Origin of the sequence: Nocardioides sp. zg-1308 (assembly GCF_013155375.1) — a bacterium.
Lineage (GTDB): Bacteria > Actinomycetota > Actinomycetes > Propionibacteriales > Nocardioidaceae > Nocardioides > Nocardioides renjunii.
In genome coordinates, this window is record NZ_JABJQY010000005.1 from 237,370 (window position 1) to 255,438 (window position 18,069).

Annotated in this window: 14 protein-coding genes; 13 read left to right on the forward strand and 1 reads right to left on the reverse strand. The window is 70.7% G+C overall.

Annotation, left to right across the window (positions count from 1 at the left end; genetic code table 11):
• Nucleotides 1-16 precede the first annotated feature (16 nt).
• The 4 genes from ruvB to HN031_RS19760 all read left to right on the forward strand — a co-directional run bounded on the left by ruvB (nt 17) and on the right by HN031_RS19760 (nt 4,360).
• A complete protein-coding gene (gene ruvB / locus HN031_RS19745; protein WP_172274463.1) occupies nt 17-1,123 on the forward strand; it encodes a Holliday junction branch migration DNA helicase RuvB in 1,107 nt (368 codons plus the stop codon).
• 67 nt (nt 1,124-1,190) lie between these two features.
• Nucleotides 1,191-1,490 (forward strand): preprotein translocase subunit YajC, encoded by a 300-nt coding sequence (yajC, locus tag HN031_RS19750; RefSeq protein WP_172274466.1) that lies wholly within the window; start codon nt 1,191-1,193, stop codon nt 1,488-1,490.
• Nucleotides 1,483-2,031 carry an adenine phosphoribosyltransferase gene (locus tag HN031_RS19755; protein ID WP_172274469.1) on the forward strand — a complete coding sequence of 183 codons (549 nt, stop codon included), beginning with the start codon at nt 1,483-1,485 and terminating at the stop codon, nt 2,029-2,031. The genes yajC and HN031_RS19755 overlap by 8 nt, the downstream gene beginning before the upstream one ends.
• Nucleotides 2,032-2,134: 103 nt before the next feature.
• Nucleotides 2,135-4,360, forward strand: a complete 2,226-nt coding sequence (locus HN031_RS19760; RefSeq protein ID WP_172275107.1) for a bifunctional (p)ppGpp synthetase/guanosine-3',5'-bis(diphosphate) 3'-pyrophosphohydrolase — start codon at nt 2,135-2,137, stop codon at nt 4,358-4,360.
• A gap of 310 nt (nt 4,361-4,670) precedes the next feature.
• On the opposite strand, the gene HN031_RS19765 is transcribed toward HN031_RS19760, so the two are convergent.
• On the reverse strand, nt 4,671-5,948 hold the full coding sequence (locus HN031_RS19765; protein ID WP_172274472.1) for a DUF349 domain-containing protein: 1,278 nt from the start codon (nt 5,946-5,948) through the stop codon (nt 4,671-4,673).
• A 107-nt stretch (nt 5,949-6,055) separates the two neighbouring features.
• Between HN031_RS19765 and HN031_RS19770 the strand changes: the two genes are divergently transcribed.
• The 9 genes from HN031_RS19770 (at nt 6,056) to HN031_RS19810 (ending at nt 18,060) form a co-directional block, all read left to right on the forward strand.
• Nucleotides 6,056-6,742 (forward strand): MBL fold metallo-hydrolase, encoded by a 687-nt coding sequence (locus HN031_RS19770; RefSeq protein WP_172274475.1) that lies wholly within the window; start codon nt 6,056-6,058, stop codon nt 6,740-6,742.
• Complete coding sequence (gene hisS, locus HN031_RS19775; RefSeq protein WP_172274478.1) at nt 6,739-8,130, forward strand: histidine--tRNA ligase; 1,392 nt, start codon at nt 6,739-6,741, stop codon at nt 8,128-8,130. The genes HN031_RS19770 and hisS overlap by 4 nt, the downstream gene beginning before the upstream one ends.
• Nucleotides 8,127-9,932, forward strand: coding sequence for an aspartate--tRNA ligase (gene aspS, locus HN031_RS19780; protein ID WP_172274481.1), 1,806 nt, complete (start codon nt 8,127-8,129; stop codon nt 9,930-9,932). Before hisS ends, aspS begins: the two co-directional genes overlap by 4 nt.
• A gap of 176 nt (nt 9,933-10,108) precedes the next feature.
• Nucleotides 10,109-11,143: an ABC transporter permease gene (locus HN031_RS19785; protein ID WP_172274483.1), complete on the forward strand. Its 1,035-nt coding sequence runs from the start codon at nt 10,109-10,111 to the stop codon at nt 11,141-11,143.
• A 77-nt stretch (nt 11,144-11,220) separates the two neighbouring features.
• Nucleotides 11,221-12,996 (forward strand): ABC transporter substrate-binding protein, encoded by a 1,776-nt coding sequence (locus HN031_RS19790; RefSeq protein WP_172274485.1) that lies wholly within the window; start codon nt 11,221-11,223, stop codon nt 12,994-12,996.
• A gap of 181 nt (nt 12,997-13,177) precedes the next feature.
• On the forward strand, nt 13,178-14,188 hold the full coding sequence (locus HN031_RS19795; RefSeq protein ID WP_172274487.1) for an ABC transporter permease: 1,011 nt from the start codon (nt 13,178-13,180) through the stop codon (nt 14,186-14,188).
• 11 nt (nt 14,189-14,199) lie between these two features.
• Complete coding sequence (locus tag HN031_RS19800) at nt 14,200-15,288, forward strand: ABC transporter ATP-binding protein (RefSeq protein WP_172275109.1); 1,089 nt, start codon at nt 14,200-14,202, stop codon at nt 15,286-15,288.
• Entirely contained in the window at nt 15,285-16,616 is a 1,332-nt protein-coding gene (locus tag HN031_RS19805) for an ABC transporter ATP-binding protein (RefSeq protein WP_172274489.1), read from the forward strand. The genes HN031_RS19800 and HN031_RS19805 overlap by 4 nt, the downstream gene beginning before the upstream one ends.
• A gap of 70 nt (nt 16,617-16,686) precedes the next feature.
• Entirely contained in the window at nt 16,687-18,060 is a 1,374-nt protein-coding gene (locus tag HN031_RS19810) for a replication-associated recombination protein A (RefSeq protein ID WP_367650836.1), read from the forward strand.
• Nucleotides 18,061-18,069 lie beyond the last annotated feature (9 nt).

Sequence of the window (18,069 nt, forward strand, 5' to 3'; positions counted from 1 at the left end):
GCGAGGACACGAGCACATGGACTGGGACGACACCGACCTCGACTCCGACCTCGACTCCGACCTCGACCTGACGGCCGCGGAGCTGTCGCACCTCCAGCGCCTCACCGACGCCGACGCCGACGGTGACGAGCGCGTGGTGGAGGCGGCGCTGCGGCCCAAGAGCCTCGACGAGGTGGTCGGACAGGTGCGCGTGCGCGACCAGCTCGGGCTGGTCCTCGAGGCCGCCCGCCGTCGCGGCCGCGCCCCCGACCACGTCCTCCTCTCCGGCCCGCCGGGGCTCGGCAAGACCACGCTGGCGATGATCATCGCCAGCGAGATGAGCACGCCGCTGCGCCTCACGAGCGGTCCGGCGATCACCCACGCCGGCGACCTCGCCGCGATCCTCTCGGGGCTCAACGAGGGCGACGTCCTCTTCGTCGACGAGATCCACCGGATGTCGCGGCCGGCGGAGGAGATGCTCTACATGGCCATGGAGGACTTCCGGGTCGACGTCGTGATCGGCAAGGGACCCGGCGCGACCGCCATCCCGCTCGACATCCCGCCGTTCACGCTGGTCGGGGCCACCACCCGCGCCGGCCTCCTGCCCGGCCCGCTGCGCGACCGGTTCGGCTTCACCGCCCACCTCGAGTTCTACGAGCCCGACGAGCTCGACCAGATCGTGCACCGCTCCGCGGGGCTGCTCGGCGTGCACCTGACCGCCGAGGGCTCGAGCGAGATCGCGTCGCGCTCGCGCGGCACCCCGCGCATCGCCAACCGGCTGCTGCGCCGGGTCCGCGACTACGCCCAGGTGCGCGCCGACGGCGTGCTCACGCTGCCGGTGGCGCAGGCGGCCCTCGACCTGTTCGAGGTCGACGAGTCGGGGCTCGACCGCCTCGACCGCGCCGTGCTCGACGTGCTGTGCCGCCGCTTCGGCGGGGGACCGGTCGGGGTCTCCACCCTGGCCGTCGCTGTCGGCGAGGAGCGGGAGACCGTGGAGGAGGTCGCCGAGCCGTTCCTGGTGCGCATGGGCATGCTCGCCCGCACCCCTCGCGGCCGGGTCGCGACCCCCGCTGCCTGGCACCACCTGGGGCTCACCCCGCCCGCGGTGCCGACGGTCGACTCCACGCTCTTCGACGAGGTGTGAGGCCGGCGGGCGTCCGCGTAGACTCCACGCGCTCCGCCACCCGATCCCTCCGAGGAGAGCCCCGACCGTGAACGATCTCGCCGCCCTGCTGCCCCTGGTCGCCATCCTGGCCCTGTTCTGGTTCATGGTGGTCCGCCCCCAGCAGCGCCGCCAGCGAGAGGTCACCGCGCTCCAGAACAGCATCGAGGTCGGCCAGCGCGTGATGATGTCGTCGGGCGTCTACGGCACCGTCGTCTCGCTCGTGGACGACCGCGCCCGCCTCGAGATCGCGCCCGGCACGACCATCGAGATCGCCCGCGCCGCCATCGCGCGCGTCGACTCGCCGGTCGTCGGGGAGCCGGGCGCTGCGGAGCCCGGCGATGCCTGACCGGCGTACGGCCCAGGAGGCGCTCGCGCGCCTCACCGTCGACGTGTCCGACTGGCCCACGCCGGGCGTCGTCTTCAAGGACATCACCCCCGTCCTGGCCGACCACCACGCCTTCTCGGCGATCATCACGGCGCTGGCCGCCGCCGGCCGCGACGACCACGGCACCGTCGTCGTGGACAAGGTCGTCGGCATGGAGGCGCGCGGCTTCATCCTCGCCGCCCCCGTCGCCCTCGCCCTCGGCGTCGGGTTCGTCCCGGTCCGCAAGGCGGGCAAGCTGCCGCGTGCGGCGCACGCGGTGACCTACTCCCTCGAGTACGGCGAGGCGACCCTCGAGCTCCACGAGGACGGCATCGCGCCGGGTGAGCGGGTCCTGCTGGTCGACGACGTGCTCGCCACCGGCGGCACCGTCGACGCGACCCGACAGCTGGTCGAGGCCTGCGGCGGCACCGCGACGGGCGTCTCGGTGCTGATGGAGCTGTCGTTCCTCGACCCGCGCTCGGTCACCGGCGACCTGCCGGTCGCCACCCTGCTGACGATCTGAGGACGTCGGGGCACGGGACCGCCCAGAGCGTCACTAGACTGGGCCAATGGCAGAGGAGACGGTGCCCACGCAGGAGCCGAAGGCGCCCCTGACCGCGCGCGGCATGCGTGCGCGCCTCGCCCGCGTCGGCACCCGGCCCCCCGCCTCCAACCCGGTGCTCGAGCCCCTGTTCCGGGCCGTCCGCGCCAACCACCCCAAGGCCGACCTGGCGCTGCTGGAGCGGGCCTACGCCGTCGCCGACAAGTGGCACACCGGCCAGATGCGCAAGAGCGGCGACCCCTACATCACCCACCCGCTCGCGGTGACGACGATCCTGGCCGACATCGGCATGACCGAGCCGACGCTGGTCGCCGCGCTGCTGCACGACACGGTCGAGGACACGCCCTACACCCTCGACGAGCTCCGCTCCGACTTCGGCGACGAGGTCGCGGTCCTGGTCGACGGGGTCACCAAGCTCGACAAGGTGCAGTACGGCGACTCGGCGCAGGCCGAGACCATCCGCAAGATGATCGTCGCGATGGCCCGCGACATCCGGGTGCTGGTCATCAAGCTCGCCGACCGCCTCCACAACATGCGCACCCTGCGCTACGTCCCGGCCGCGTCGCAGGAGCGCTCCTCGCGCGAGACGCTCGACATCTACGCTCCGCTGGCCCACCGCCTCGGCATGAACACGCTCAAGTGGGAGCTCGAGGACCTCGCCTTCGCCACCCTGCACCCCAAGATCTACGACGAGATCGTCCGGATGGTCGCCGAGCGAGCGCCCTCGCGCGACCAGTTCCTGGCCGAGGTGGTCGCCGAGATCGAGCAGGACCTCAAGGCCGGGCGCATCAACGCCAAGGTCACCGGCCGGCCCAAGCACTACTACTCGATCTACCAGAAGATGATCGTCGGCGGTCGCGACTTCTCCGACATCTACGACCTCGTCGGCATCCGCATCCTCGTCGACGAGGACCGCGACTGCTACAGCGCGCTCGGCGTGATCCACTCGCGCTGGAACCCGGTGCTGGGGCGGTTCAAGGACTACGTCGCGATGCCGAAGTTCAACATGTACCAGTCGCTCCACACGACGGTCATCGGCCCGCAGGGCAAGCCGGTCGAGGTGCAGATCCGCACGTTCGCCCAGCACCGCCGGGCCGAGTACGGCGTCGCGGCGCACTGGAAGTACAAGGAGAACTCGAAGGCCGGCGTCGACACCGACCGCCTCGGCGACAAGGACGACCTCACCTGGCTGCGCCAGCTGCTCGACTGGCAGAGCGAGGTCGAGGACCCGGGCGAGTTCCTGGAGTCGCTGCGCTTCGAGATGAACCAGGCGCAGGTCTACGTCTTCACCCCGCGTGGCGACGTGATCCCGCTGCCGTCGGGCGCGACGCCCGTCGACTTCGCCTACGCCGTCCACACCGAGGTCGGCCACCACACGATCGGCTCCCGGGTCAACGGCCGGCTCGTGCCGCTGGAGTCCAAGCTCGACAACGGCGACGTGGTGGAGGTCTTCACCTCCAAGTCGCCGACGTCGGGTCCCTCACGCGACTGGCTCAACTTCGTGCAGTCCCCGCGCGCCCGCTCCAAGATCCGCCAGTGGTTCACCAAGGAGCGCCGCGAGGAGGCCATCGAGCGCGGCAAGGACCAGATCGCCAAGCTGATGCGCAAGGAGGGCATGCCCCTCACCCGGCTGATGAGCCACGACGTGCTCGGCCTGGTCGCCGAGCACTTCCACCACGCCGACGTCTCCGCGCTCTACGCCGCGGTCGGCGAGGGCAACCTCAGCGCGCAGGCCGTCGTACGCCGCGTCATCGACCTGCACGGCGGCGACGAGGGGGCCGCCGAGGACCTCTCCGAGGGCGTCACGATCACCGGCCGGTCGCGGGCCAAGCGCGCCCCGACCGACTCCGGCGTCATCGTCCCCGGCGTCGACGACCTCTGGGTCAAGCTCGCCAAGTGCTGCACACCGGTGCCGCCCGACCCGATCCTCGGCTTCGTCACCAAGGGCGGGGGAGTGTCGGTGCACCGCAAGGACTGCACCAACGCCTCCAGCCTGCTCGGCCAGCCCGAGCGGGTGCTCGAGGTCGAGTGGGCGCCGACGTCGCAGTCGACCTTCCTGGTCAACATCCAGGTCGAGGCCCTCGACCGCGCGCGCCTGCTCTCCGACATCACGATGGCGCTCTCCGACGCCCACGTGAACATCCTCAGCGCCACGCTCTCCACCACCCGTGACCGCGTGGCCAAGAGCCGGTTCTCCTTCGAGATGGCCGACGCCGCCCACCTCGACGGCGTGCTCCGCGCCGTCCGGGCCGTGCCGGGGGTCTTCGACGCCTACCGCGTCACCAGCTGAATGGCGCTCGCTCCGCTCGGCGGTTCCGGGTGGAGGACGGTGCTGTCTGGCTCGCTGCGCTCGCGTGCTCGGCGCCCTTGAGGGCGCTGTCTTCCCTCCTCGGCTTGCTCGCTGCGCTCGCGTCGCTCGTCAGTGCAGACAGCGCCGGGCGCCGAGCCTCCAGATCATCTGACCTCGGGGCTCGCCACGCTCGCTGCGCTCCTCGATCCGCCCACCTCAAACCACGGGCTCGCCGAGTCCTCAGGGGCGGCGAGCACGGCGAGCGGAGCGAGCCATCAAGCACAGCACGCGCGAGCGGAGCGAGCGCCATCTAGCCGAAGTCGGCCGCCGCCTTCTTCGCCATCTCGAGGAACGCCTGCTTGTTGCCCAGCTCGGACTCGAGGTCCTTGACGCGCCGGTCGTCGCCGGCGGCGGTGGCCTTGTCGAGCTTGGCCTGGGTCTCGGCGATGCCGGCCTCGAGCTTGCTGATCATGTCGTCGGCGCGGGCGGACTTCTCCGGGTCGGTGCGGCTCCACTGCTCGTCCTCGACCGCACGGATGGCCTGCTCGACCTTCCGCATCCGGCCCTCGAGCTCCTTCATCCGGTCGCGGGGCACCTTGCCGGCGGCGTCCCAGCGGTCGGCGAGGTCACGGAAGGCCTTCTTGGCGGCCTCGAAGTCCGCGCCGCCCCGCTGGGCCTGGGGCACCAGCGCCTCGGCCTCGACGATGATCTGGTCCTTGACCTCGGCGTTGGCGGCGAACTCCTGGTCGAGGGCGGCGTTGGCCGCGTCGCGGGCACCGAAGAAGGTGTCCTGCGCTCCCCGGAAGCGCTGCCAGAGCTGGTCGTCGATCTCGCGGGGCGCCGGGCCGGCGGCCTTCCACTCGCGCATCAGGTCGCGGTAGCGACCGGCGGTCGGTCCCCAGTCCGTCGAGGTGGCGAGCGCCTCGGCCTCCTTGGCGAGCCGCTCCTTGACCACGCGGGCGGAGTCGCGACGCTCGTGCTCCTCGGCGAAGTGCGCCTTGCGGTGGCGGGTGTACGTCGTGCGCGCGGTGGAGAAGCGCCGCCACAGGGCGTCGTCGGTGGCACGGTCGAGCCGGGGCAGCTCCTTCCACGTGGCGAGCAGCTCGCGCAGGCGGTTGGCGCCGTTGCGCCAGTCGGTGCCCTCGGCGAGGCGCTCGGCCTCGGCGACCAGCGTCTCCTTCTGGGCCTTGGACTCGGCGCTCTTCTGGGCGCGCTCCTCCTTGCGGGCGGCGCGCTGGGCGGCGATGACGGGGGCGAGGGCGTCGAGCCGCGCGGCCAGGGAGACCAGGTCGCCCACGGCGTGCGCGTCCACGACCTGCTCGCGCAGCGCCTTGATGGAGGAGGTGGCCTCCTCGGGGGCGAGCCGGCCGGACGCCACGCGCTGCTCCAGCAGGTGGACCTTGCCCTCCAGCTCCTCGAAGCGCTTGGTGAAGAAGTCCAGTGCCTCGGCCGGTGTGCCGGCCTCGTAGGACCCGACGGATCGCTCCCCGTCGGCGGTGCGGACGTAGACGGTGCCGTCCTCGGCCACCCGTCCCCAGGTGGTCTCACCCGGGGCCGAGTCGTCTCGGGACTGCTTGTCGGCGCTCATGGTCGCCCATCGTAGTCATGGCGGGGAGCGGCCTCGGTAGGCTTCCCGCCGGAGCACGACACCTCGCGCTGCCCGACGAGCCGCACGACAAGCAAGGACTGACGCCTGTGTTCATCGCTGGCTTCCCCGCCGGACCCTGGGGGACCAACTGCTACGTCGTGGCGACGGGACCCGGCGCCGAGTGCGTCGTGGTCGACCCGGGCAAGGACTCCGCCGAGGGGGTCGCGCAGGTGGTCCGCGAGCACCGGCTCAAGCCGGTCAGCGTGCTCGTCACCCACGGCCACGTCGACCACATGTGGTGCGTCGCTCCCGTCGCCGGCACCTACGACGCGACGGCGTGGATCCACCCCGCGGACCGGCACCTGCTCTCGGACCCGATGGCCGGGATGAGCCCGGAGACCACCGCGATGCTGCTCGGCGGCGACTACTCGTGGGCCGAGCCCGACGACGTACGCGAGCTGGCGGACCTCGCCGAGCTCGAGCTCGCCGGGATGAGGTTCGTCGTGGACCACACGCCGGGCCACACCGAGGGCTCGGTGACCTTCCGCTCGCCCTACGCGCAGCAGGACGTCTCCGAGGTGATGTTCTCCGGCGACCTGCTGTTCGCCGGCTCCATCGGGCGCACCGACCTGCCCGGCGGCGACCACGCCGCCATGCTGCGCAGCCTCGCCGAGAAGGTGCTGCCCCTGGCCGACGACGTCGTCGTGCTGCCCGGTCACGGCGAGCAGACCTCGATCGGCCGCGAACGCGCCACCAACCCCTTCCTCCACGACCTCAGCCAGGACCCCCGATGAGCAAGATCAGCCCGCTGAGCGGGTTCCCCGAGCTGCTGCCCGCGCAGCGCACCGTCGAGCGGGAGGTCGTGGCGTCGCTGTCGCGCACCTTCGAGCTGCACGGCTTCGCCAACATCGAGACCCGGGCCGTCGAGCCGGTCGAGCGGCTGGCGAAGGGCGGCGAGATCGACAAGGAGATCTACGTCCTCCAGCGCATCTCCGCCGAGCCCGACACCAGGGCCGAGCTGGGCCTCCACTTCGACCTCACCGTGCCGTTCGCGCGCTACGTCCTCGAGCACGCCGGCCACCTCGAGCTGCCGTTCCGGCGCTACCAGGTGCAGCCGGTCTGGCGCGGCGAGCGCCCGCAGGAGGGGCGCTACCGGCAGTTCACCCAGGCCGACGTCGACATCGTCGGCCGCGACGAGCTGCCGTTCCACCACGACGTCGAGGTGATGTCGGTGATGGTCGACGCCCTCGGCCGGCTGCCGATCCCGCGCGTGTCGTTCCAGTTCAACAACCGCAAGCTGATCCAGGGCTTCTACCGCGGCCTCGGCATCGACGACGTCACCGACGCGATCCGGGTGATCGACAAGCTCGACAAGCTCCCCGCCGACGAGGTCGCGCGGATGCTCGTCGAGCGGGTCGGTGCCACGCCGGAGCAGGCGCGGCAGTGCCTCGAGCTGGCCACCATCCGGGTCGCCGACACGTCCTTCGTCGACCGCGTCCGGGCGCTCGGGGTCACCGACGAGCTGCTCGAGGAGGGCCTGGCCGAGCTCGCGGCGGTCGTCGAGGGCTGCAGTGCCGTCGCCGGCGACCGCGTCGCGGTCGAGGCCAACCTGCGCATCGCGCGCGGCCTCGACTACTACACCGGCACGGTCGTGGAGATCTTCATGGAGGGCTACGAGCGCCTGAAGTCCGTCGGCGGGGGAGGGCGCTACGACGCCCTGGCCAGCGACGGGCGTACGACGTACCCCGGCGTCGGGGTCTCCTTCGGCGTCTCCCGGACGCTGGTCCCGCTCATCGCCGACGGCGTGCTGTCCGGGAGCCGGCCGGTGCCCAGCGCGGTGCTCGTCGCGCTCAACACCGAGGACGACCGCGCCGCGAGCACCCGGGTGGCCGCCGGGCTGCGGGCGCGCGAAATCGCTTGCGAGGTGGCCCCCTCACCAGCCAAGTTCGGCAAGCAGATCCGCTTCGCCGAGCGGCGCGGCATCCCCTACGTCTGGTTCGTCCAGGCCGACGGCCGCCACCAGGTCAAGGACATCCGCAGCGGCGAGCAGGTCGAGGCCGATCCGTGGACCTGGACCCCGCCGGCGGCCGACCTGCGACCCAGCATCACCAGCACGGTCATGACGACCGGCACCACCGCCAGCACCACCACCAGCACCAGTGACACCGAGGAGAACCAGTGATCCGCACCCATGAGGCCGGCGCCCTGACGCAGCCCGCGCACGTCGGCCAGACCGTCACGCTCGCCGGGTGGGTGGCGCGGCGACGCGACCACGGCGGGGTGGCGTTCATCGACCTGCGCGACGCATCCGGCGTCGTCCAGGTCGTGATCAGGGACCCCGAGGTCGCGCACCCGCTCCGCAGCGAGTTCTGCCTGAAGGTGACGGGGGAGGTGGTCGAGCGCAGCGAGGGCAACGTGAACCCGCAGCTCCCGACCGGGCACTACGAGGTCGTCGCGGCCGAGGTCGAGGTGCTGTCCACCTCCGACCCGCTGCCCTTCCCCATCGACGACGCGTCGGGCCACAAGGGCGGAGAGGTCGGCGAGGAGGCGCGCCTGCGGCACCGCTACCTCGACCTGCGCCGCTCCGGGCCCAACGCCGCCCTGCGGCTGCGCAGCAAGATCAACAAGGCGGCTCGCGACGTCCTGGACGCGCGCGACTTCGTCGAGGTCGAGACGCCGACGCTGACCCGCTCCACGCCCGAGGGTGCGCGCGACTTCCTGGTGCCGGCGCGGCTCGCGCCCGGCAGCTGGTACGCCCTGCCGCAGAGCCCGCAGCTGTTCAAGCAGCTGCTCATGGTCGGCGGCATGGAGCGCTACTACCAGATCGCGCGCTGCTACCGCGACGAGGACTTCCGCGCAGACCGCCAGCCCGAGTTCACCCAGCTCGACATCGAGATGAGCTTTGTGGACCAGGAGGACGTCATCACGCTGATGGAGGACGTCCTGGAGGCGATGTGGGCCCAGGCCGGCCACACGATCGAGCGGCCGCTGCCGCGGATGACGTACGCGGAGGCGATGGCGCGCTACGGCTCCGACAAGCCGGACCTCCGGATGGGCCTCGAGCTCGTCGACTGCACCGAGTACTTCGCGGACACGCCGTTCCGCGTCTTCTCCCCGGAGAACGCCGCCTACGTCGGTGCCGTGGTCATGCCCGGCGGCGGCAGCCAGCCGCGCCGCCAGTTCGACGCGTGGCAGGACTGGGCCAAGCAGCGCGGCGCCAAGGGCCTGGCGTACGTCACCGTGGCCGAGGACGGCGAGCTCGGCGGCCCGGTCGCCAAGAACCTGTCCGAGGCCGAGCGCGAGGGCCTCGTGGCCCACGTCGGCGCCCAGCCGGGCGACTGCGTCTTCTTCGCCGCGGGAGCGGTCAGGAGCAGCCGCGCGCTGCTGGGGGCCGCCCGTCTCGAGATCGGCCGCCGCGGCGGGATGCTCGACGACTCGACGTTCGCCTTCACCTGGGTGGTCGACGCGCCGCTGTTCGAGCCGAGCTCCGAGGCGGTGGCCAGTGGCGACGTGGCCGTCGGCGCCGGCGCCTGGACGGCCGTGCACCACGCCTTCACCAGCCCCAAGGCCGAGTTCCTCGACACCTTCGACACCGACCCGGGCAGCGCGCTGGCCTACGCCTACGACATCGTCTGCAACGGCAACGAGCTCGGCGGCGGGTCCATCCGTATCCACCGTGGCGACGTCCAGAAGCGCGTCTTCGCGGTGATGGGACTGGGGGAGGAGGAGGCGCAGGAGAAGTTCGGCTTCCTCCTCGACGCCTTCAAGTTCGGTGCACCTCCGCATGGCGGCATCGCGGTCGGGATGGACCGCATCGTGGCCCTCCTCGCGGGCACCGACTCGATCCGCGACGTGATCGCGTTCCCCAAGTCCGGTGGCGGCTACGACCCCCTCACGGCGGCGCCTGCACCCATCACGGCGGAGCAGCGCAAGGAAGCCGGCGTGGACGCCGCGCCCGCGGAGGACGTCCCGCTCGAGGGCTGATCACCCGCAGGTTTGCCGGGCTGCAGGGCGACTGGAAGGTCAACGCGTCGTAACGGGATCGTTACGCGCCAGTGATCGTCCATGCGGCACGGGTCACATAGAGTCCCGTCTCGGCGCGGGCCTCGGGTGACCCCCGGACGCGGCGCCGGGACAGTCCCGAAGCAGATGGGGAGAGCATGTCGGCAGGAACCGCAGGGCCGGAGACGCTGGGCTCGCTGAGCAGCGAGCCGCAGCCGCAGGATCCCAACAGCCACGAAGCCAAGGAGATCGCCGGCAAGTCGCCGATGCGGATCGCCCTGGGCCGCCTGGCCCGCGACAAGATCGCGGTGGTGTGCGCGATCGTCGTGCTGTTCTTCATCATCTGCGCGGTGTTCGCCGGTCCGATCTGCAGCCTGTTCGGCGTGAGCCTCGAGACGCCGCTGGCCAGCGAGCGGGTCGACGGCCTCAACAACGGCCTCCCCAAGCCGGAGATGGGCCCGCCCAACGGCCCCTTCACGTGGGACCACCCCATGGGCGTGGCCCCGCTCACCGGCCAGGACAACCTCGCCTACTGGCTCTACGGGTGCCGGGTCTCGCTGATGATCGCGACGATCGCGGCCGTGGTGGCCTCGTTCGTCGGCATCGTGATCGGCCTGCTGAGCGGGTTCCTCGGCGGGGCGACCGACAAGGTCCTGTCGTTCTTCATCGACATGTTCCTCACCATCCCGTTCCTGCTGGCCGCGCTGACCCTGGCGCCGATCCTCAACGACCGGTTCAACACCTCCGACAACTACGCGACCGTCCAGAAGGTCAGCCTGGTGATCGTGCTGTCCATCTTCGGGTGGATGGGCACGGCCCGGCTGATCCGCGGCGAGGTCCTCTCGCTGCGTGAGCGCGAGTTCGTCCAGGCGGCCCGGGTGATGGGGATGCCCACCTCGCGCATCCTGTTCAAGGAGCTGCTGCCCAACCTGGCGGCGCCGATCATCATCAGCATCTCGCTGATGCTGCCGGCCTTCGTGGCCCTCGAGGCAGGCCTGGCGTTCCTCGGCATCGGCGTCACCGACGGCGTGTCGTGGGGCCAGATGATCCTCGACGCCGCGTCCCCGGTCTACTTCCGTGACTACCCGCAGTACCTGTGGCAGCCGATGATCGGCGTCGTCGCCCTGGTGCTCTCCCTCAACCTCCTGGGTGACGCGATCCGCGACGCCCTCGACCCCAAGACCCGGCGCTGAGGCACACCTCGGCCCAGGTCATGCACGTCGCCGGAGACGCCGTCCTCGGTGAGAACAAAAAGGAAAGGCTGGACAGCATGAAGCGGAACAAGCCGCTCGCGCTCGTCGCTGGAGCCGCTCTTCTGACCCTCGCTGCCTGTGGCGGCGGTTCGTCGGACGACGGTGGCAGTGGCGACGGAGGCACGGACCGGGAGTTCGGTGGACAGGAGGGTGGCACCAAGGACGCTGAGCGTCAGGGCCCCGCTCCCGAGGTCGAGGGTGCGGCTGCCGGTGGCACCATCACCGTCTACCTCCCCGGTGAGCCGGGACCCGACACCCTCGACCCCACCGGTGGTTGGTCGGTGGCGGGCAACTCGATCCAGCAGGCGCTCACGAGCCGCTCGCTGACCCAGTACGCCCGTGACGAGCAGGGCCAGCCCGTCCTGGTCCCCGACCTCGCCACCGACCTCGGCACGCCCAACGAGGACTTCACGGAGTGGACCTTCACCATCCGTGAGGACGCCACGTGGGAGGACGGCAAGCCCGTCACGCCCGAAGAGGTCGCGTTCGGCATCTGCCGCTCGCTCGACGCCACGGCGTTCCCGTCCGGTCCCGGCACCGAGTACTCCAAGACCTACTTCGCCGGCGCCGACGAGTACGAGGGCCCCTACACCGCGAAGGACCCCAACTGCGAGCAGTGGGACGGCATCGAGGTCAGCGGCCAGGACATCATCATCAAGATGTCCACCCCGTTCCCCGACATGGACTACTGGGGCGCCTTCATGGCCATGGGCCCGGCCCCGCTCGGCAACGCCTCCAAGCCGCCGAACTACGGCCAGAAGCCGCTGTCCAACGGCCCCTACAAGGTCGACAGCTACAAGCCCAACGAGGAGCTGGTCCTGGTCAAGAACGACCAGTGGTCCGCTGACTCCGACCCGGCCCGTCACCAGTACGCCGACGAGTTCGTGTTCAAGTTCAACCAGGACCAGGCCAAGGTCGACGAGATCATGCTCTCGGACAACTCCGACAGCCAGACCGCCGTCGCCACCTCGCTCGGCTCGGGCAACTACAACGACGCCAACGGCCAGCTCGGTGACCGCCTCGTGCAGCAGACGTCGCAGTGCGTCTCGACGCTGACGCCCGACTACGAGAAGATCCCCGAGATCGAGGTCCGCAAGGCCCTTGCCTACGCCTACCCCTACGAGGACGTGTGGATCGCCGGCGGTGAGGTTCCGGGCGTGACCCGCACCTACGCCAACTCGGTCATGCCTCCCGGCATGGCGGGCAAGAAGGAGTTCCAGGTCGACGGGGAGCAGATCAAGTACGACCCCGAGAAGTCCAAGGAGCTGCTGGCCGAGGCCGGCTACGGCGACAAGCCCTACGAGATCACCATGGTCTACTACGAGGTCGACCCGCTGGCCAAGGACGCCCAGGACCAGATCACCAAGGGCTTCGAGGCCGGTGGCTTCTCCGTCAAGGCCATCCCGGTCCAGGAGTCGCCCTACAACATCTGGCTCGACCCCGACAACAAGGTCAACAAGCAGCTCAACCTCCGTGGCGTGAACTGGTGCTCGGACTGGCCGTCGGGCGCCACCATGGTCCCGTCGCTGCTCAAGACCGGCGCGGTCTACAACACCGCCTACTTCTCCGAGCCGGCGATCGACGAGGAGATGGAAGCGGTCAGCACGCTGCCGCAGGAGGACCAGCCCGCTGCCTGGGGCGACCTGGACGAGAAGATCATGACGGAGTACTTCCCGATCATCCCGACCGCGTTCCGCAACGACCTGTTCGTCTTCGGCACCAAGATCGGCAACCCGACGGGCGATGGCTCGATCGGCGCGCCGAACTACAAGGACCTGTTCGTGATGCAGTGATCCTCGGTGCCCCGCTCCACGGGGGCACCACCCAGCACCACCAGCACCAACCCAGCATGATGTAGCAACCACTGACGGGTGGGGGCCTCCGAACCGGGGGCCCCCACTCGCCAGCCCGGGCCCGGTAGGCTGTCTGCCTCGGGGGCCCGACTCATCCACCACCCCCGGAGAGTGACCTGCGATGTTCGCGTATGTCGTGAAGCGGCTGATCTCGGGAGTCCTCGTCGTGACGCTGGTCTCGATGGCGATCTTCCTGCTGTTCTGGTACGGACCGTCGAGTCCTGCGCAGCCGATCTGTGACCGCGAGACCAGCAACCGCTGCACCAGCGAGCGGCTCGACGTCTACGAGGAGACCCTGGGCTACAACAACCCGGTCTACGAGGAGTACGGCAAGTTCGCCGCCGGCGTCTTCGTGGGCCGGACCCTGACGATCGCCTCCAACGAGTACGAGTGCGCCGCGCCCTGCCTGGGCGTCAGCTTCCGCACCAAGCAGCCGGTCAAGGAGGAGCTGGTCGCGCGCATGCCCGCGACCTTCTCCGTGGCCATCGGCGGTGCGTTCCTCTACCTGCTCTTCGGTGTCCCCATCGGCGTGGCAGCGGCCCGGCGCCGCGGCACCGTGGCCGACAAGGCCCTCGTCTCGAGCTTCCTGTTCATCAGCTCGATCCCCTACTACCTCTTCGCCCTGCTGACCTGGCTCTACCTCACGATCAGGTTCGAGATCCCGCTGTTCAGCGACACGGGCTACTTCTCACCGATCACCGACGGGCCGTGGGCCTGGTTCAGCGGGCTCTTCCTGGCCTGGATCGCGCTCGGCATCTTCGGGTGCACCCAGTACACCCGGTTCACCCGCGGCGCGATGGTCGAGGCGCTGTCCGAGGACTACATCCGCACGGCGAAGTCCAAGGGCCTGCCGGCGCGCACGATCGTCTACAAGCACGGCCTGCGCGCCGCCCTGGTGCCGGTCGTGACGATCTTCGGCATCGACTTCGGCACCCTGCTCGCCGGCACGATCTTCACCGAACGGATCTTCGAGATCCAGGGCATCGGCTGGTGGAGCCTCGAGGCCGTGCAGGGCAGGGACCTCCCGGTGGTGATGGCGACCGCGCTGTTCAGCGCGGTGGTCCTCATCATCGCCAACCTGCTCGTGGACATCATCTACAGCGTGCTCGACCCGAGGGTGAGGCTTTCGTGACCAGCGTTCCCATGACCCAGTCGTCCGCGGCCGAGAGGTCGACCGGCGAGGGGCCCTACCTCGAGGTCGAGGACCTCAAGGTGACCTTCCCGACCGAGGACGGGCCGGTGACCGCCGTCAGCGGCCTGACCTACTCGGTGGAGAAGGGCAAGACCCTCGGCATCGTCGGCGAGTCCGGCTCGGGCAAGTCCGTCTCGAGCATGGCCGTGATGGGCCTGCACGACGCCAAGTCAGCGCAGATCTCCGGGTCCATCCGCGTCGGGGGCACCGAGGTCGTCGGCCTCGGCGAGTCCAAGATGCGCGCCCTGCGCGGCAACTCGATGGCCATGATCTTCCAGGACGCCCTCGCGGCGCTGCACCCGTTCTACAAGATCGGCAAGCAGCTCGAGGAGGCCTACCTGGTGCACCACTCGAGCGCGTCGAAGCGCGACGCCCGCCGCAAGGCCATCGAGATGCTCGACCGCGTCGGCATCCCGCAGCCCGACCGGCGCGTGGACGACTACCCCCACCAGTTCTCCGGCGGCATGCGCCAGCGGGCGATGATCGCCATGGGCCTCATCAACGACCCGTCGCTGCTCATCGCCGACGAGCCCACGACCGCGCTCGACGTGACCGTCCAGGCCCAGATCCTCGACCTGCTGCAGGACCTGCAGCGCGAGTTCAACTCGGCCGTCATCATCATCACCCACGACCTCGGCGTCATCGCCGAGATGGCCGATGACGTCCTGGTGATGTACGCCGGTCGCTGCGTCGAGTTCGGCACGACCAAGCAGATCCTGACGACGCCGGAGATGCCCTACACGTGGGGCCTGCTCTCCAGCGTCCCGGACGTGCTCGCCTCCACCGACGCGCGCCTGATCCCCATCCCGGGCAACCCGCCGAGCCTGCTGCGGCCGCCGACCGGTTGCTCCTTCCACCCGCGGTGCGTGCACTCCGACAAGGTCCCCGGCGACCTGTGCCGCACCCAGCTCCCCGAGCTGTTGCCGGCCAGCTCGGGCACGGCCCATCTCAAGCGCTGCCACCTCGCCGACCCGACCGCGGTCTACCGTTCCGAGGTGCTGCCCGAGATCGCCCCCGACCTCGTCGAGGAGACCCGATGACCCAGGACCCCAACGCCGAGGCTCGGATCGCTCCGACCGAGGTCGGCGCCAACGCCGCCGAGACCGGCGACCGCCAGCTGGCCCCCGAGGCGAGCGACGCCTACGGCACGCACGAGGTGGGGATCGAGAACCTCGACTTCGCCACGGTGGCCGAGCACGGGCACACCGCGGCCGAGCTCGACCCCGACGCCCCGGCCGTGCTGACGGTCGACAACCTGAAGATGTACTTCCCGGTGAGGTCCTCGGGCCTGGTGCGCCGCACCATCGGTCACGTGCAGGCCGTCGACGGGATCTCGTTCGAGGTGCCCAAGGGCGGCTCGCTCGGCCTGGTCGGCGAGTCCGGCTGCGGCAAGTCGACGACCGGCCGGCTGATCACGCGGCTCTACAAGCCCACCGGCGGCTCGATGATGTTCGGCGGGCACGACCTGGCCAAGGTCTCCAACAAGGAGATGAAGCCGCTGCGCCGCGACGTGCAGATGATCTTCCAGGACCCCTACACCTCCCTGAACCCGCGCCACACCGTCGGCACGATCGTCGGCGCCCCGCTCGAGGTGCACAACGTGGTGCCGAAGAACAAGGTGCTCCCGCGCGTGCAGGAGCTGCTGGAGATCGTCGGCCTCAACCCCGAGCACTACAACCGCTACCCCAACGAGTTCTCGGGTGGCCAGCGCCAGCGCATCGGCATCGCCCGCGCGCTCACGCTCAACCCGAAGGTGCTCGTCGCCGACGAGCCGGTCTCGGCGCTCGACGTGTCGATCCAGGCGCAGGTCGTCAACCTGCTCCAGGACATCCAGACCGAGTTCGACGTGGCGTTCCTCTTCATCGCCCACGACCTCGCGATCGTGCGCCACTTCTGTCCCGAGATCGCCGTGATGTACCTCGGCAAGATCGTGGAGATCGGTGACCGCGAGACGATCTACGGCAAGCCGCACCACCCCTACACGCAGGCCCTGCTCTCCGCGGTGCCCGACGTGAAGCAGGCGGCGGTCGGCGGGCGGCGCGAGCGCATCCGCCTCGAGGGCGACGTCCCGAGCCCGATCAACCCGCCGTCGGGCTGCCGGTTCCGCACCCGCTGCCAGTTCGCGCAGGAGATCTGCGCGAAGGTCGAGCCGCCGCTGCTGCAGATCGGCAAGCGGCACAAGGTCGCCTGCCACTTCGCCGGCGAGCTCGGCGCCCACCCGGCCACGCCGGTGACGACCGAGCTGCTCGGGGTCGACGACCAGGGCACTCCGGTGCCCGGCGCCACGCCCACCAACACGCAGCTGACCATCCCGGGCTACGAGAAGACCTGGTTCGACCTGCGCACCAAGCAGACGACCGGCGTCTGACCCGACCGAGGCGGGTCGGCCGCGGCCGGCGCCGCGGGGGATACTCACCGACGTGGACGGCTTGTTCGAGATACCGGGCGCGGGACACCCCGCGCCCGGATCCGGCCACGGCACGCCCAGCGCCGGGTCGCTGGGCACCAACACGCACGCCTCGGCGCCGCTGGCGGTGCGGATGCGGCCGCGCACGATCGACGAGCTCGTCGGCCAGCAGCAGCTGCGGGCCGCCGGGTCGCCGCTGCGCCGGCTCATCGAGGGCGACCAGTCGATGTCGCTGCTGCTGTGGGGACCCCCGGGCACGGGCAAGACGACCATCGCCGCGATCGTCAGCCAGCAGACCCGGCGCCGGTTCGTCGAGGTGTCCGCCGTCGCGGCGGGCGTCAAGGAGGTCCGGGCCGCGATCGACGGCGCCCGCGCCGAGCTCGCCCGCGGCGGGCAGGAGACGGTGCTGTTCGTCGACGAGGTGCACCGCTTCACCAAGGCGCAGCAGGACGCGCTGCTGCCGGGGGTCGAGAACCGCTGGGTGACCCTCATCGCGGCCACCACGGAGAACCCGTTCTTCTCGGTGATCAGCCCGTTGCTCTCGCGCAGCCTGCTGCTGCGGCTCCAGTCGCTCACCGACGACGACGTGGCCGAGGTGATCGACCAGGCGCTCACCGACGAGCGCGGGCTGGCGGGGGAGACGGCCCTCGACGAGGAGGCCCGCGCGCACCTCGTACGCCTCGCCGGAGGCGACGCACGCCGCGCACTGACTTACCTGGAGGCGGCGGCGGGCGCCGCGGCCAGCAACGGCCTCGACACCATCGACCTCGCCACCGCCGAGACCGCGGTCGACCAGGCGGCCGTGCGCTACGACCGGCAGGGTGACCAGCACTACGACGTCATCTCGGCCTTCATCAAGTCGATCCGCGGCTCCGACGCCGACGCCGCGCTGCACTATCTCGCCCGGATGATCGAGGCAGGGGAGGACCCGCGCTTCATCGCCCGCCGGCTGGTCGTCAGCGCCAGCGAGGACATCGGCCTGGCCGATCCGACCGCGCTGACCACGGCGGTGGCCGCGGCCCAGGCGGTCCAGCTCATCGGCCTCCCCGAGGCGCGCCTCAACCTCGCCCAGGCGACCATCGCGCTGGCGGTCGCCCCCAAGTCCAACGCGGTCATCACCGCCATCGACGCCGCGCAGGCCGACGTGCGTGCCGGCCGGATCGGCGCCGTCCCGCCGCACCTGCGCGACGGCCACTACGCCGGCGCGGCGAAGCTCGGGCACAACAGCGGCGCCCCGAAGCCCTACGTCTACAGCCACGACGCGCCCTACGGCATCGCCGAGCAGCAGTACGCGCCCGACGAGCTGCAGGACGCCGCCTACTACAAGCCCACCGCGCTGGGCGCGGAGGCCGGCATCAGGGAGCGGTGGGAGCGCGTACGGCGCATCGTCCGCGGCCGCGGCTGAGCCTTATAG

What these genes read in the sequence shown, in the direction of transcription:
- HN031_RS19755 (WP_172274469.1), top strand. Translation starts at nt 1,483, where the DNA reads ATGCCTGACCGGCGTACGGCCCAGGAGGCGCTCGCGCGCCTCACCGTC.
- HN031_RS19765 (WP_172274472.1), bottom strand. Translation starts at nt 5,948, where the DNA reads ATGAGCGCCGACAAGCAGTCCCGAGACGACTCGGCCCCGGGTGAGACC.
- HN031_RS19790 (WP_172274485.1), top strand. Translation starts at nt 11,221, where the DNA reads ATGAAGCGGAACAAGCCGCTCGCGCTCGTCGCTGGAGCCGCTCTTCTG.
- HN031_RS19795 (WP_172274487.1), top strand. Translation starts at nt 13,178, where the DNA reads ATGTTCGCGTATGTCGTGAAGCGGCTGATCTCGGGAGTCCTCGTCGTG.
- HN031_RS19805 (WP_172274489.1), top strand. Translation starts at nt 15,285, where the DNA reads ATGACCCAGGACCCCAACGCCGAGGCTCGGATCGCTCCGACCGAGGTC.
- HN031_RS19760 (WP_172275107.1), top strand. Translation starts at nt 2,135, where the DNA reads ATGCGTGCGCGCCTCGCCCGCGTCGGCACCCGGCCCCCCGCCTCCAAC.
- hisS (WP_172274478.1), top strand. Translation starts at nt 6,739, where the DNA reads ATGAGCAAGATCAGCCCGCTGAGCGGGTTCCCCGAGCTGCTGCCCGCG.
- HN031_RS19800 (WP_172275109.1), top strand. Translation starts at nt 14,200, where the DNA reads ATGACCCAGTCGTCCGCGGCCGAGAGGTCGACCGGCGAGGGGCCCTAC.
- HN031_RS19785 (WP_172274483.1), top strand. Translation starts at nt 10,109, where the DNA reads ATGTCGGCAGGAACCGCAGGGCCGGAGACGCTGGGCTCGCTGAGCAGC.
- ruvB (WP_172274463.1), top strand. Translation starts at nt 17, where the DNA reads ATGGACTGGGACGACACCGACCTCGACTCCGACCTCGACTCCGACCTC.